Genomic DNA, 14,465 nt, shown 5'->3' with positions numbered 1-14,465 from the left:
GCGCCCCACGCGGCAAGAATCGACCCCGCATCAAGTCAGGGACGATGAACGGAATTTGCCCCGACTCGGCTGTTCCATCATCGGATCGAGCACCGAATAGGTTTGCGGGCGCTGGGCAGCGCCGCCGCGCCGCGCTAAGCCGCTGCGATGGTCGATCTCCTTCTCGATGCGCAGGCGCTGCTCGGCGAATCGCCGCGCTGGCACGCCGCCGAAGCACGCCTTTACTGGGTCGATATCGACGCGCATCGCATCCATCGCACCGATCCCGCGACCGGCGCGACCGAGACGATGCAGCTCGACCAGCCCGTCGGCTGCGTTGCGCCGCGCGCGGGCGGCGGACTGGTCATGGGCCTTAAGGACGGCTGCGCCCTGATCGACGCGTGGGGCGGGGTGCCACGCGCCTTCGGCCCCGCGGTGCTGGCAGGCATCGCCGAACAGCGCTTCAACGACGGCTGCGTCGATGCCGCAGGCCGCTTCTGGGTCGGCAGCGTGACGCGCGACAAGTCCAATCCGGGCGCAATGCTGTTCCGCCTCGACCCCGACGGGGCGCTGACCCCGATGCTCGGCGGGCTGCTGACGAGCAACGGCGCGGCCTTCAGCCCCGACGGCTGCACCTTTTATCACGCCGACACGCCAACGCATGCGCTGCACGCCTATGCGGTCGACCCCGCGACCGGCGCGCTCGGCGACGGCCGGCTGTTTCACCAGTTCGAGCAGGGCAAGGGTCGCCCCGACGGCGGAACGGTCGATGCCGAGGGCTGTTACTGGTCGGCGCTGTGGGACGGATGGCGCGTCGTGCGCCTGTCGCCCGCCGGCGAGATTCTCCAGACGGTCGAGATGCCCGTCCAGCGCCCCTCGATGGTCGCGCTGGGCGGCGCCGACCTGCGCACCGCCTTCGTCACCAGCGCGGGCAAGGACCTGTCCGACGATGCGCGCGCGGCCCAGCCGCACGCCGGCGGCCTCTTCACCTTCCGCGTCGATGTGCCGGGGATCGTCCAGCCGGGCTTTGGCGGGTGAGCCGCGCGCGATAGGGCGGGAAGCGACCGTTTGCGATGCGCATGACAGAGCGTCAGAATATCACCAGCCGCCCGAAAGGATTTTGACGTGCCGGAGCCTTTGGCAGAGACATTCACATTCGCCAGCGGCGAGAAGCGATATGTCATGTTTCTCCGCTTTGATGTTCGTAATTATCCAGGCTTTCTCAAATATTTGAAGGAAACCCTCGGTGTGGAAATGAGTAGCGTCAAGAATATGGTGTTCGCGAAGGCCTCCGAGTTTAAACTCGGCGGCATTGGTTACACAGCAGTGGCCGGCGATTCAGACGATTGTCACGTCGTTGCTCCCAATGAGGCCGCCAGGATCGCCCTGCTCGCGAAGATTTTTGGGCCCAACCATCAAAGCGAGCGTCATACGAAGGCTTATTAGCCAGACGAAACCGTCGGTCCTTGCCCCTCGATCGTTAAGTCCGCCCCACCCCATCCCGGTCATTCCCGCAACGACTCGAGCGTCCGCCGGGCTTGACCTCCTCGGCTTGCGCGCTGCCGCCTTATCGGGTTAAGGCACCTCCCGACATGGTTTCGTCCGAAACCAAAGCCCCCGGGAGATAACAGATGTCGCGTATCGCGCCCCGCCCTGTCCGTCATTTGTCGATGCTGCTTGCATCGACCGCGCTGATGATGGGTTATAGCCAGATGAGCATTGCCGCCGAACCCGCCGCCAAGGCGCCCGCGTCTGCCCCGGCCGACGCGAACCCGCTGCTCGCCCCGTGGACCGGTCCCTATGAAGGGGTGCCGCCGTGGGACAAGCTGGACCCCGACCTGTTCCCCGACGCCTTTGAAAAGGGGATGGCCGAGGTGAAGGCCGATGTGCAGGCGGTGATCGACAATCCCGCCGCGCCGACTTTCGAGAACACGCATGTTCCGATGCAGCTTGCCGGCGAGACGATGGACCGCGTCTTCGCGATGTGGGGCGTGCAGACGTCGAACAAGTCGAACGACCGCGTCGAGGATATCGACGCCGAATGGAGCCCGAAGCTCACCAAATTCTATACCGAGCTGTTCCTCGATCCCAAACTCTTCGCACGCTACAAGGCGGTCTATGACACGCGGCTGACCAGCGGGCTCAACGCCCAGCAGATTCGCATTGTCGAGCGCAGCTATGACGAGATGGTCCGCGACGGCGCCAATCTGTCGCCCGCCGACAAGGCGAAGCTGGTCGATATGAATGCCAAGCTGGAAGGGCTGTTCTCGACCTTCTCGTCGAAGCTGCTCGGCGACGAAAAACTGTACACCTTCGTCACCGACAAGGCCGAACTCGACGGGCTGCCCGCTGGCTTCGTGGCTTCGCTGGCCGCCGCAGCCGAAGCGCAGGGCAAGCCCGGCCAATGGGCGATCAAGAACACCCGCTCGTCGGCGCAGCCGGTACTCCAGAATGCGACCAACCGCGCGCTTCGCGAGAAGGTGTGGCGCGCCTTCGTCAATCGCGGCGACAATGGTGATGCCAACGACACCAATGCGACGATCGCCGAAATTCTGAAGCTGCGTCAGGCACGCGCCGAACTGCTCGGCTTTCCGACCCACGCCGACTATCGCATGGCCGACACGATGGCCAAGACGCCCGCGAACGCGATGGCGCTGATGATGAAGGTGTGGCCCGCCGCGGTCGCGCGCGTGCATGAAGAGGTCGCCGACATGCAGGCGATCGCCGACGCCGAGGCAAAGGCGGGCAAGGGGCCGAAGATCACCATCGAACCGTGGGATTATCGTTTCTATGCGGAGAAGGTCCGCAAGGCGAAATACGACCTCGATGAAAGCGAGGTGAAACCGTACCTCCAGCTCGACAAGCTGCGCGACGCGATGTTCTGGTCGGCGGGGCGGCTCTATGATCTGGGCTTCCGCGAAAACACCGGCACGATCCCGGTCTTCGATCCCAAGGTGAAGACGTTCGAGGTCTATAACCTCAAGACCGGCAAGAATGTCGGAGTCCTCTACCTCGACAATTTTGCGCGCGACGGCAAGCGTTCGGGCGCTTGGATGACCACCTATCGCAGCGAACAGGGCCTCGGCGGCGAACGCAATGTCCTCGCGTCGAACAACAATAATTTCACCGAAGGCGCGAACGGCGAACCGACGCTGGTCAGCCTCGACGATGCGACGACGCTGTTCCACGAGTTCGGGCACGGCATCCATTATCTGTTGCAACACGTCTATTATCCGGCGCTTGCCGGGGTACCGCGCGACTTCGTCGAATATCCGAGCCAGGTGAACGAAAACTGGCTGATGACGCCCGAAGTGCTGTCGAAATTCGCCACGCATTACAAGACGGGCGAGCCGATGCCGCAGGCGCTGGTCGACAAGATCATCGCGTCGAGCAAGTTCAACCAGGGGTTCGAGACGGTCGAATATCTGGCGAGCGCGATCGTCGACATGAAGCTGCACGACCGCAAGGTGCCGGTGACCGATATCGACAAGTTCGAGCGCGACACGCTGGCGGAAATCGGCATGCCCAAGGAAATCGTCATGCGGCACCGTTTGCCGCAGTTCGGCCATCTGTTCAGTTCCGACGCGTATTCGGCGGGCTATTACAGCTATCTCTGGTCGGAAACGATGGACGCCGACACCTGGGCGGCCTTCATGGAAGCGGGCGGGCCGTGGGATCGCAGCGTCGCCGACAAGTTTCGGACGATCCTGTTGATGACGGGCAATGAAACCGACCGCGCCGAAGCCTATCGCGCTTTCCGCGGCCGCGACCCCGACGTGAAGGCGCTGCTCGAACGCCGCGGGTTCCCGACCGGCGAATAATCAAACGAAAACCGGGGAGCAAAGGGGGCCGCCGTGCCCCCTTTGTTTTGTCCGCTGTCCACGACAGAGACAATCGGAGCCTGCCACCAGCGCCGATAGACCCGCCCCATCCGATTCCTGTTGACGGCCGCCGAATCCGATATAAATATGATATCATCTTTATATCGGATGATTCGGAGGGTAAGATGGGAGACGGAACTGCGCCGGCACTGAACCGCAGCCGCGAAACGCGGGCTGCGACACAGAGCGGCTATCTGATGCTGCTGGTCTGGCTGGTGCTGTTCGGCATCGCGATCTGGGCGGCGGTAACCAACATCCAGGGCGAGACGGTCGGTTGGAACTGGAAATGGGGCGTTGCTGTCGCGAGCGGCATCGTCGGCACCCTGATCCTGTGCGGCTTTTACCTGATCAACCCCAATGAAGCGGCGGCGATCCAGCTGTTCGGCAGCTACAAGGGCACCGACCGCGAAAGCGGACTGCGCTGGGTGTTGCCGTGGCTGACCCGCAAGAAGATCGCGGTTCGCGCGAACAATGTGATTTCGGACAAGATCAAGGTCAACGACCTGCGAGGCAACCCGATCGAGATGGCGGCGCAGGTCGTCTGGCGCGTTACCGACACCGCGCAGGCGCTGTTCGACGTCGACGATTACAAGGAATTCGTCCTCGCGCAGATCGAGGCGGCGGTGCGCGCGATCGGATCGCGCTATCCCTATGACGATCACACGCATGACGAGATCACGCTGCGCGGCAACCATGACGAGGTGGGCGTCGAACTGCGGAAGGCGTTGATCGAGCGGCTCGACGTTGCGGGAATCACCGTCGACGAATGCGGACTGACGCACCTGGCCTACGCCCCCGAGATTGCCGGCGCGATGCTGCGCCGCCAGCAGGCCGAAGCGGTGGTTGCCGCCCGCGCCAAGCTGGTCGAAGGCGCGGTATCGATGGTCGAGATGGCGTTGCAGCAATTGTCCGAAAAGCAGGTCGTCGACCTCGACGACGAACGCCGCGCCGCGATGGTATCGAACCTGATGGTCGTCCTGTGCGGTGAGCGCGACACGCAGCCGGTCGTCAACGCCGGGTCGCTCTACTGAGCCCAATAACGATGTCGACAGCCGCCAGGAAAGCCTTTGCCCTCCGCGTCGATCCCGCCCTTTATGCGGCGATCGAGCGGTTGGCGGCGGCCGAATTGCGTAGCGCCAATGCCGAGATCGAAATGCTGCTGCGCGAAGCGCTCGCCCGCCGCGGCGTTGCCGTGAAGGCGAGCGAAAAGCCCCGCCGCGGTCGCCCGCCGGCGGCAGCCGATACGCGCGCGACGGAGTCCCCTGATGAAAAATAGGATCGCCGCTGCGGCGCTCTCCGCTGCCCTGCTGCTCACCGCCGCGCCTGCCGGGGCAAGCCCGGTCTCCAGCGAAATCAGCGCGCCGGGCCCCGACGGCCCGCTCGCCGGCACATTGCTGAGCGCCGAGAAGGCGAGCGCACCCGTTGTTTTGATCGTCCCCGGATCGGGGCCGACCGACCGCGACGGCAACAGCCCGCTCGGCATCACCTCGGCAAGCTACCGCCTGCTTGCTGAAGCGCTGGCGCAAAAAGGGATATCCGCGGCGCGCATCGACAAGCGCGGCCTGTTCGGCAGCAAGGGGGCGGTCGCCGATGCGAACAAGGTGACGATCGCCGCTTATGCGGCCGATGTCGGTGCCTGGGCGCGTAGCCTGACCGACCGAACCGGCCAGCGCTGTATCTGGGTGGCCGGACACAGCGAAGGCGGACTGGTCGCCATCGCGGCCGAAGCCGATCCGCATGTCTGCGGCCTGATCCTCATATCGGCGATGGGACGCCCCTTCGACGTGGTGCTGCGCGAACAGCTTGCCGCCAATCCGGCCAACGCGCCGATCCTGCCCGACGCCGACGGCGCGCTCGACCGGCTGGCGAAGGGCGAGCATGTCGATGTGAGCGCAATGCACCCGGCGCTCGCCCGCGGCCTCTTCAATCCGGCGGTGCAGGACTATCTCATCGACCTGATCGGGCACGATCCCGCCGCGATGCTGGCCGCCACCACCAAGCCGGTGCTGATCGTCGCGGGTACCGCCGACTTGCAAATCCCCATTGCCGATGCCGAAAAGCTGAAGGCCGCGCGCCCCGACGCGACGCTGTCGGTGATCAAGGGGATGACCCATGTGCTGAAGCAGGCGAGCGCCCGCGACCGTGCCGCCAATATGGCGACCTACACCGATCCCAGTCTGGCGATCGACCGTTCGCTCGTCGCCGACATCGTCCGTTTCGTGCGCGCGAACAGCCACTGAAGGAGGCCCGATCATGCTTCACCTCTTCCTCGACAAGAAGCCCTGGTTCCGCGCCAAGAACCGCGGCTATGGCACCGGCCTGCCGATCGCGTGGCAGGGGTGGGTGTTCATGGCGCTGCACATCGCGCTGATCGCCGGGCTGTCGATGGCGCTGCGCAACCAGCCGGTCGCGATGACCATCGTCGTTGTCCTCGCCGCGCTTGCGCCCATGCCGATCTATCAGGCGCGCACCGAGGGCGGCTGGAAATGGCGCTGGGGCAATCGCGCCGCGGAAAAGCGCACCGACAAGCGGCGGAAAAAATAGCCACCGCGCCCGCCCGGGCCGATTATCGACAGTCTCCGCCGGGCGGCGACGTCCAGCGCCTTGCCCCCATACCGCTTGATGGTTAAGGGCGGTCGTCATGACCGCCGATCCATCCTCCGTCCGCATCGCCCCTTCGATCCTCAGCGCCGACTTCGCGCAGCTGGGCGAAGAGGTGCGCCGCATCGAGGCGGCGGGCGCCGATTGGGTCCATATCGACGTGATGGACGGGCATTTCGTGCCCAATCTAACCATCGGCCCGATGGTGGTAAAGGCGCTGCGTCCCCATTCGACCTTGCCCTTCGACGTTCATCTGATGATCTCGCCGGTCGATAATTTCCTCGATGCCTTCGCCGCGGCGGGCGCTGACATCATCACCGTCCATCCCGAAGCCGGCCCGCACATCCATCGCAGCGTCCAGCACATCAAGTCGCTGGGCAAGCAGGCGGGCGTGTCGCTCAATCCCGCGACCCCGGCGAAGATGCTCGACTATCTGATCGACGACATCGACCTCGTCCTCGTGATGAGCGTCAATCCGGGTTTCGGCGGGCAGAGCTTCATTTCGAGCCAGCTTCGCAAGATCGAGGCGGTGCGCAAGATGATCGACAAATCGGGCCGCGACATCCGGCTGGAAGTCGATGGCGGCATCGACGCCGCGACCGCCCCGCTCGCCATCGCAGCCGGTGCCGACGTCCTGGTCGCCGGCACCGCAACCTTCAAGGGCGGCCCTGCGGCCTACGCCGACAATATCAAGCGCCTGCGCGGCTGATCGATGGAAGGGAGACCGTTGACCTCTGCTCCCGTCGATCCGATGCCCGAAACGGGCGACCCCGTCGCGCCGCTCGACGACAGCATCGAACCGGGCAAACGGTTGATCCGTCTGCCCGCCGACAAGGGCCTGTCGCTGGGCGACCGCATCGCCAATCATTTCACCCGCCTGACCTGGCGCACCCCGCTCCACGCGCTGCGGCTGAAGGGGCGTTTCCCGCTCAAGCTGCTAGGCGTACCGGCCGATCCGGTTCCCGGCGACACGCGCGCCGGCATGGCGATCCGCGCCGGCCATTTCCTCCACCGCGGACTCAAGCTGCCGGTAAAGGAGATCGATTTCGCGGCGCTGTCGGTGGCGCCGGCCTTCGCCGATTATCTGCACAGCTTCGCCTGGCTGCGCGATCTTGCCGCCACCGGGACGCGCGCCGACGGCGCGCCGATCGCCGAAGCGCTCGTCCGCCAATGGCTCGCCGCGCATGGCGAAACGGTGAGCGAACCCGCATGGCGCGCCGACAATGCCGGCTGGCGCATCCTGTTTTGGGCCGCACACGCGCCGCTGATCCTGTCGTCGAGCGATCTCGTCTATCGTTCCGCGGTGCTCAACCATCTCGCGCGCGCGGCGCGCCACCTCGATCGCGTCGCCGACAAGACCCGCCCCGGCACCGGCCAGCTCGTCGCGTGGATCGGCATCGTCGCTGCATCGCTGCTGATGCCGGGCGGCGAGCCGCGCCAGGTGTTCGGCGAAGCGGGGCTGCGCAAGGTTCTCGAGACCAGCTTTTATGCCGACGGCGGCAATATCGCGCGTTCGCCGCAGGCACAGCTCGACGCAATCATGGCGCTGTCGATGCTGGCGCGCGTTTACGACATGCGCCGGATGGAAGTGCCGCCCTTCCTGCAGGAAGTGCTCGCGCGCACCGTGCCCGCGCTGCTCGGGCTGGTCCACAGCGACGGCGGCATGGGCAATTGGCAGGGCAGCGGCGCGACGCCGGCGGCGGTGATCGAGGCGGTCGTTGCGGCAAGCGGCGTGCGCACCCGGCCGCTCAAACAGGCGCGCGACTGGGGCTATCAGCGCCTGGTGGCGAACAAGGTGGTCGTGCTGGCCGACGCCGCGCCGCCCCCGATCGCGCGGGTTACCGAAGCGGGCTGCGCCTCGACGCTGGCGTTCGAGCTTTCGGATGGCGACGAACGCATCGTCGTCAATTGCGGCGGTGCAGCGCTGACCGGCGCGACGATTCCCGCCGACCTGGCGCGCGGGCTGCGCACCACCGCCGCCCATTCGACGCTGACCATCGCCGACAGCAATTCGACCGCGATCCTGCCCAACGGGACGCTTGGCCGCGGCGTGACCGAGGTCGAGCTCGACCGGCGCGAAACGCCGCAGGGCAGCCGGGTCGAGATGGGGCACGACGGCTATGTCCGCCGCCACGGGCTGATCCACCGCCGCCTCCTGATCCTGTCGCCCAACGGGCGCGAGTTGCGCGGTGAGGACATGCTGCTCCCCGCCCCGCGCAGCCGGCGCAAGGGCGACAAGGCGTTCACGCTGCGTTTTCACCTCGGCCGCAATATCTCGGCCAGCCTGACCGCCGACAAGCTCGGCGCGCTGCTGCGCATCGCGGGCGGCCCGCTGTGGCAGTTCCGCACCTCCGAAGGCCAGCTCGCGATCGAGGAAAGCCTGTGGGTCGACGGCGACGGCCGGCCGCATCCGACGGAGCAACTCGTCGTAACGGGTGCCGCGCCCGCCGGCGGCGCCAGCATCGGCTGGATCTTCAAACATATCGGCTGACCGCCCGTGCCGCGCGCAACAGCGCGGCGAAAAAATCTTGGGCCGAATTTTAGACGGATTTTCCAGCGGCTTAGTATAGCCGCACCCCCGCTTGTTTCACTCGTGTGACATCGACGTAACACAGCCGTCATGGGCGATTGTCACAGGCCCCCTCGATCCGCCGGCACAGGGCGCCGGCGGCCATCTGGACAGGGGCTCTTTCCATGACACTGATTCGCAGTTGCCGTTCGCGCATCCTTCTTGGCACCGGCCTTGCCGCAGCCATGCTCGCTCCGGCGAGCGCCTTCGCTTCCGACATCGTCGGCATCGTCACCGACGCCACCGACACGCGCGCGCTGCAGAGCGCCGAGGTTCGCATCGTCGAACTGGGCCGCGTTGCCGAAGCCGGCCGCGACGGCAGCTTCCGTTTCGGCGACGTGCCTGCCGGTACCTACACGCTCGAGGCGCGCTACGTCGGCGCCGAGCCCGTGCGCAGCACGATCGACGTGCCCGCAACCGGCAGCGTCACGGTCAATTTCAGCCTCGGCGGTGCGAACGACATCCTCGTCGTCGGACAGGCCGCGAACCAGGCCAGCGCGCTGTCGCGCCAGAAAGCCGCCGACGGCGTCGAAAGCGTCCTGACGCGCGACGCGATCGGTCAGTTCCCCGACCAGAATGTCGCCGAATCGCTGCGCCGCCTACCGGGCGTCAACATTCTGAACGACCAGGGCGAAGGCCGCTTCGTCTCGGTGCGCGGGCTCGATCCCGAACTCAACGCCTCGTCGCTGAACGGCGTGCGCCTGCCGGCACCCGAAAGCGATGTCCGTTCGGTGGCGCTCGACGTCATTTCGTCGGACACGATCGAATCGATCGAGATCAAGAAGTCGCTGACCGCCGACATGGATGCCGACACGATCGGCGCCTCGATCGAGATTCACACGACCAGCGCGTTCGACCGCCAGCGCGACCTCTATTCGGCGCGTATCGAGGGCAGCTACAATGATTATTCGGGCAAGCTGACCCCGAAGGGCAGCCTCGATTTCGCGACGCGGGTCGGCGACAATTTCGGCATCGCGGGCAGCATCAGCTATTACAAGCGCAAGTTCGAAACCGACAATGTCGAAGCCGGCGACTTCTGGAAGGAAGCCAATGGCGTCGCCTTCACCCCCGAAATCGAATATCGCGACTATGATGTCGCCCGCGAGCGGATCAGCGGCGCACTGTCGTTCGACTGGCGCGCGTCGGACACCACCAAAGCCTATATCCGCGGCAATTTCAGCCAGTTCGACGATCATGAATATCGCCGCCGCACGACGATCATCTTCGACGAGGATCCCGCCTCGGGCGATGCGAACAGCGCCTTCTTCACCGACGCCGATGGCCGCATCGAAGTGCGCCGCGACCTCAAGGACCGTTTCGAACGTCAGCGCATCCGTACCGTCGTCGTCGGCAGCGACACCGATACCGGCGTTTGGAAATTCAACTGGTCGGCAAGCTGGGCCAAATCGAGCGAGCGCGAGGATTTCTCGATCGACCCGTTGCGCTTCCGCGCCCGCTTCAACGACGACGGCGTCGACGTAAACATGGATTACAGCGATCCGCGCGTGCCGCTCTACAGCGTCACCGCCGGCGCCGCGCTGTTCAACGACCCCACCGAATATGGCTTCAACCGCCTCGAACTCACCGACCTGTCGGACAGCCAGGACGAGGAATATGCGGTCAAGGCCGACCTCGCCCGCACCTTCGCCGGCGACAAGGGCGATTTCACGATCCAGGGCGGCATCAAATCGCGCTGGCGCGACAAGAGCTATAATTTCAACCTGATCTATTATGGCGACTATAACGGCGACTTCACCCTTGCCGACGTGCTGGGCCAGCAGACCTATCGCCTCACCGATATCGGTCCCGTGGCGAGCAAGACCGGACCGGCAGCCTTCTACAATGCCAATCTCGGCAATTTCGAGGTCGACCAGTATGAAACCGACCTCGGGTCGAACAGCAGCGACTATTCGGTCAGCGAGGATATTCTGGCGGGCTATCTGCTCGGCCGCTGGGACAGCGATACGCTGCGCGTAATCGGCGGCGTCCGCGTCGAACGCACCAAGAATGTGCTGAACGGCAACCTCGTCGCCGACGACGGGTCCGACGTGTTCGTTACGCCGGTGTCCTACCGCCGCAACTACACCGACTGGCTGCCCAGCATGACGATCCGCTTCCAGCCGCAGCAGGATCTCGTGCTGCGCCTCGCCGGATCGCGCAGCATCGTGCGCCCGAAGCTGTCGAAGCTCGCGCCGCGCTTCACGATCAACGAGGATGACGAGGCCGAATTCGGCAATCCCGACCTGCTGCCCTACAAGGCGTGGAATCTCGACGCGGGCGCCGAATATTATTTCGGCCGCAACGCCGCGCTGAGCATCGGGGGCTTTTACAAGTCGATCGACAATTTCATCGTCGACGGCTTCTTCGAGGACAGCGACGCGCCCTATAACGGCGTCTATCGCGGCACCGCCTTCAGCGAGGCGATCATCCCGGTGAACGGCGACAAGGCCGAAGTCGCCGGGCTCGAAGCAAGCTACAGCCAGGTGTTCGACATGCTGCCCGCGCCGTTCGACGGGCTGCTGGCACAGGCCAACTACACCTATACCTGGTCGAAGGCGAAGCTGTTCGACGGCCGCAGCATCGCGCTGCCGTCGAATTCGCGCAACACCTTCAACCTCGTGCTCGGCTATGAAAAGGGGCCGATCGACATCCGGCTGGCGGGCACCTACCGCGACAAATATCTCGACGAAGTCGGCGGCGATGCAGAAACCGACCGTTATGTCGACAACCACTTCCAGCTCGACCTGTCGGTCAAGTTCAAGCTGACCGACAATGTCCGCCTCTATGGCGAGTGGGTGAACATCAACAACGCCAAATATTTCGCCTATCAGAATTATGCGAACAGCCAGCGGCTGCTCCAATATGAAGAATATGGCTCGACGTTCAAATTCGGCGTCAAGGCCAATTTCTGAGGGGGGCGAGGCCATGACGACGGGAGCGCGGCGCCGCCGCAATCGCTGGATCCTGCCGATCGCGCTCGCCGCGATCGGCGCCGTCCCCGCCGTGGCGGGGGCGGCCGCCGGCGGCGGCACGCTGCCCCGCTCGCCCGGCCTGCCCTATGCGCCGCGCAACCTGCCCGACCGCATCGTCCTCACGCCCGGCTCCGATCCGGCGCGCGAGATGGCGGTCGCCTATCGCACCGACACCGCGCAGGCCGAGTCCCAGGCCCAGATCGCGGTGTCGGTCGATGGGCCGACGCTCGAAGAAATGGCCCGGCTCGTGACCGGCACCGCCGTGCGGGTCGACAGCAGCTACGGACCGGCGCTCTATCACCAGCTGCGCTTCACCGGGCTGACGCCCGACACCGTCTATGCCTACCGCGTGAAGGGCGCGGCGGGATGGAGCGAATGGTATCAGTTCCGTACCGCGGCGGCCGAAGCCAAACCCTTCCGCTTTCTGTATCTGGGCGATGTCCAGAACGGCATCCTGACCTATGCCAGCCGCGTCATCCGGCAGGCGTTCCACGCCAATGGCGACATTCGCCTCGTCCTCCATGCCGGCGATCTCGTCGGCCAGCGCGACGACCTCGACCATGACGACGAATGGGGCGAATGGAACCAGGCGGGCGGCTATAATTATGCGATCGTCCCGCAGCTGCCCGCGACGGGCAACCATGAATATGTCGACGCTCTCGCGCCCGACGGTGGCGAAAGCCGCCGGCTCGGTCCCTATTGGCCCGCGCAGTTCGCTCTGCCGTCGAACGGCACCGATCCGGTCAAGGCGACGACCTATTATGTCGATTATCAGGGCGTGCGCTTCATCGTCCTCGACGGCACCTCTGCCCTCGACCTCGGCACGATGGCGGCGCAGACACGCTGGCTCGATGCCGCGCTGGCATCGAGCAAGGCCAACTGGAACGTTGTGCTGTTCCACCAGCCGGTCTTCACCTGTGCGCGGCCCAACGACACCAAGGAAATCAAGGCGGCATGGAAGCCGGTGTTCGACGCGCGCAAGGTCGATCTCGTCCTGCAGGGACACGACCATTGCTACAGCCGCCTGACCTCCGAAGCCGGTCGCGAGGCCAGCGCCAGGGCGCGCGCCGACGGCAGCGTGCAGGGGCCGGTCTATCTTGTCTCGGTCACCGGATCGAAGATGTACGCGCTCAACGACCGCACCCCGTGGCAACCCGACAAGGTCGCCGAAGCGACCGAGCTCTATCAGATCGTCGACGTCGAACCGCGGCGGCTTGCCTTCCGGACCTTCACCGCGTCGGGCCGCCTCTATGATGGCTTCACGCTGGAACGCCGCGCCGACGGCGCCAATATCCTGCGCGAGATCGACGAACCGACGATCGCGGCGCGGCGGTGCAGCGGCACCGTCGGTCCCGACGGCGGCGCCTGCGTCGCGCGCGGCAAATGACCGGCCCGAATCGATCGGCATGACAGGGGAATTTCGATGATGTCTTTGCGCTCGCGGCAGCTCGCCGCTTCGATCGGCTTTGCCGCCTTGCTCGGCGGATGCGCCGCGCAGCAGGGTCCGGCGATCCACGGCCTGCCACCGGTCGCCGTCACCGCCGACGGCGAAACCGCCCCCGTCGGCACAGCGAAGGCCGACGCCGCCGACGATCCGGCGATCTGGGTCGATCCGGCCAACCCCGGCCGCGCGCTGATCGTCGCGACCGACAAGAAGGCGGGGCTGCACATTTATGATCTTGCCGGCCGCGACCTCGCCTTTCTGGAAGGCGGGCGCGTCAACAATGTCGATGTCGTCGGCAATATCGTCGTCGCGAGCGACCGTAACGACGGTGTGAACGCGCATCTCGCGGTCTTCGCACTCGACGGTGCCAAGCCCGCGCTGACCAGCCTCGGCCGCGCCTCGGCGGGCCCCGGCGAAGCCTATGGCCTCTGCCTCAAGCGCAGCGCGCCCGGCGAGCCGGTGACGGCAGCCCTCATTATCAAGGACGGCACGGTGCGCGTCGGCACGCTGGCGCTCGCCGAGGGGGCCGAACCCGCCTTTGCCGTGCAGTGGGAGCACAAGATTCCGACCCAGTCCGAAGGCTGCGTCTTCGACGGCGACACGCTGTATGTCGGTGAGGAGGATGCCGGCATCTGGCGGTTGACGCCGAACGCGAGCGGCGTCGATGCCAAGCTCGTCGCGCCCGTCGACAACCAGCGGCTGGTCGCCGACGTCGAAGGGCTTGCGACGATCGATCACAAGGGACAGCGCTATCTGATCGCATCGAGCCAGGGCGACAACGCCTATGCGGTCTTCCGCCTGCCCGGCATGGACTATGTCGGCCGCTTCGCCATTGCGGCGGGACGCTATGGCGCGACGAGCGAAACCGACGGCATCGAAGCGGTCGCGGGCAATTTCGGCGCGGCGTATCCGGGCGGCCTGTTCCTGGCGCAGGACGGCGACAATGCGCCCGCAGCGCAGAATTTCAAGCTGGTGCGCTGGGACCGGATTGCGGCGGGGCTGGGCCTGTAATCGAGAAC

Annotated in this window: 12 protein-coding genes; all 12 read left to right on the top strand. The window is 65.5% G+C overall.

Going from position 1 to position 14,465, the window contains the following annotated elements:
- Positions 1–147 precede the first annotated feature (147 nt).
- The 12 genes from ATE59_RS10160 to ATE59_RS10105 all read left to right on the top strand — a co-directional run bounded on the left by ATE59_RS10160 (position 148) and on the right by ATE59_RS10105 (position 14,457).
- Positions 148–1,017: an SMP-30/gluconolactonase/LRE family protein gene (locus ATE59_RS10160; protein WP_058812321.1), complete on the top strand. Its 870-nt coding sequence runs from the start codon at positions 148–150 to the stop codon at positions 1,015–1,017.
- Between the two features lie 87 nt (positions 1,018–1,104).
- Complete coding sequence (locus ATE59_RS10155) at positions 1,105–1,425, top strand: hypothetical protein (RefSeq protein ID WP_156416759.1); 321 nt, start codon at positions 1,105–1,107, stop codon at positions 1,423–1,425.
- A gap of 185 nt (positions 1,426–1,610) precedes the next feature.
- Complete coding sequence (locus ATE59_RS10150; protein WP_058812319.1) at positions 1,611–3,800, top strand: M3 family metallopeptidase; 2,190 nt, start codon at positions 1,611–1,613, stop codon at positions 3,798–3,800.
- A gap of 185 nt (positions 3,801–3,985) precedes the next feature.
- A complete protein-coding gene (locus ATE59_RS10145; RefSeq protein WP_058812318.1) occupies positions 3,986–4,891 on the top strand; it encodes an SPFH domain-containing protein in 906 nt (301 codons plus the stop codon).
- Positions 4,892–4,902: 11 nt separating this feature from the next.
- Positions 4,903–5,136 (top strand): hypothetical protein, encoded by a 234-nt coding sequence (locus ATE59_RS10140; protein WP_058812317.1) that lies wholly within the window; start codon positions 4,903–4,905, stop codon positions 5,134–5,136.
- Complete coding sequence (locus tag ATE59_RS10135; RefSeq protein ID WP_058812316.1) at positions 5,126–6,100, top strand: alpha/beta hydrolase; 975 nt, start codon at positions 5,126–5,128, stop codon at positions 6,098–6,100. The genes ATE59_RS10140 and ATE59_RS10135 overlap by 11 nt, the downstream gene beginning before the upstream one ends.
- A gap of 13 nt (positions 6,101–6,113) precedes the next feature.
- On the top strand, positions 6,114–6,404 hold the full coding sequence (locus tag ATE59_RS10130) for a hypothetical protein (protein WP_058812315.1): 291 nt from the start codon (positions 6,114–6,116) through the stop codon (positions 6,402–6,404).
- Positions 6,405–6,501: 97 nt separating this feature from the next.
- The gene (rpe, locus tag ATE59_RS10125) at positions 6,502–7,170 is read left to right on the top strand and encodes a ribulose-phosphate 3-epimerase (protein ID WP_058812314.1); all 669 of its coding nucleotides are present in this window, start codon (positions 6,502–6,504) and stop codon (positions 7,168–7,170) included.
- Positions 7,171–7,212: 42 nt separating this feature from the next.
- Complete coding sequence (locus tag ATE59_RS10120; protein ID WP_231292874.1) at positions 7,213–8,952, top strand: heparinase II/III family protein; 1,740 nt, start codon at positions 7,213–7,215, stop codon at positions 8,950–8,952.
- A gap of 203 nt (positions 8,953–9,155) precedes the next feature.
- Complete coding sequence (locus ATE59_RS10115) at positions 9,156–11,942, top strand: TonB-dependent receptor (RefSeq protein ID WP_058812313.1); 2,787 nt, start codon at positions 9,156–9,158, stop codon at positions 11,940–11,942.
- Between the two features lie 13 nt (positions 11,943–11,955).
- Entirely contained in the window at positions 11,956–13,389 is a 1,434-nt protein-coding gene (locus tag ATE59_RS10110; protein ID WP_156416758.1) for a purple acid phosphatase family protein, read from the top strand.
- Between the two features lie 36 nt (positions 13,390–13,425).
- Positions 13,426–14,457: a phytase gene (locus ATE59_RS10105; protein ID WP_058812312.1), complete on the top strand. Its 1,032-nt coding sequence runs from the start codon at positions 13,426–13,428 to the stop codon at positions 14,455–14,457.
- Positions 14,458–14,465 lie beyond the last annotated feature (8 nt).

Origin of the sequence: Sphingopyxis sp. A083 (assembly GCF_001468495.1) — a bacterium.
Lineage (GTDB): Bacteria > Pseudomonadota > Alphaproteobacteria > Sphingomonadales > Sphingomonadaceae > Sphingopyxis > Sphingopyxis terrae.
This window is presented reverse-complemented; position numbering and strand designations above follow the sequence as displayed.

Excerpts from the sequence above, each read along its gene's own strand:
- ATE59_RS10160 (WP_058812321.1), top strand. The coding sequence starts at position 148 with ATGGTCGATCTCCTTCTCGATGCGCAGGCGCTGCTCGGCGAATCGCCG.
- ATE59_RS10150 (WP_058812319.1), top strand. The coding sequence starts at position 1,611 with ATGTCGCGTATCGCGCCCCGCCCTGTCCGTCATTTGTCGATGCTGCTT.
- ATE59_RS10145 (WP_058812318.1), top strand. The coding sequence starts at position 3,986 with ATGGGAGACGGAACTGCGCCGGCACTGAACCGCAGCCGCGAAACGCGG.
- ATE59_RS10140 (WP_058812317.1), top strand. The coding sequence starts at position 4,903 with ATGTCGACAGCCGCCAGGAAAGCCTTTGCCCTCCGCGTCGATCCCGCC.
- ATE59_RS10135 (WP_058812316.1), top strand. The coding sequence starts at position 5,126 with ATGAAAAATAGGATCGCCGCTGCGGCGCTCTCCGCTGCCCTGCTGCTC.
- ATE59_RS10130 (WP_058812315.1), top strand. The coding sequence starts at position 6,114 with ATGCTTCACCTCTTCCTCGACAAGAAGCCCTGGTTCCGCGCCAAGAAC.
- rpe (WP_058812314.1), top strand. The coding sequence starts at position 6,502 with ATGACCGCCGATCCATCCTCCGTCCGCATCGCCCCTTCGATCCTCAGC.
- ATE59_RS10120 (WP_231292874.1), top strand. The coding sequence starts at position 7,213 with ATGCCCGAAACGGGCGACCCCGTCGCGCCGCTCGACGACAGCATCGAA.
- ATE59_RS10115 (WP_058812313.1), top strand. The coding sequence starts at position 9,156 with ATGACACTGATTCGCAGTTGCCGTTCGCGCATCCTTCTTGGCACCGGC.
- ATE59_RS10110 (WP_156416758.1), top strand. The coding sequence starts at position 11,956 with ATGACGACGGGAGCGCGGCGCCGCCGCAATCGCTGGATCCTGCCGATC.
- ATE59_RS10105 (WP_058812312.1), top strand. The coding sequence starts at position 13,426 with ATGATGTCTTTGCGCTCGCGGCAGCTCGCCGCTTCGATCGGCTTTGCC.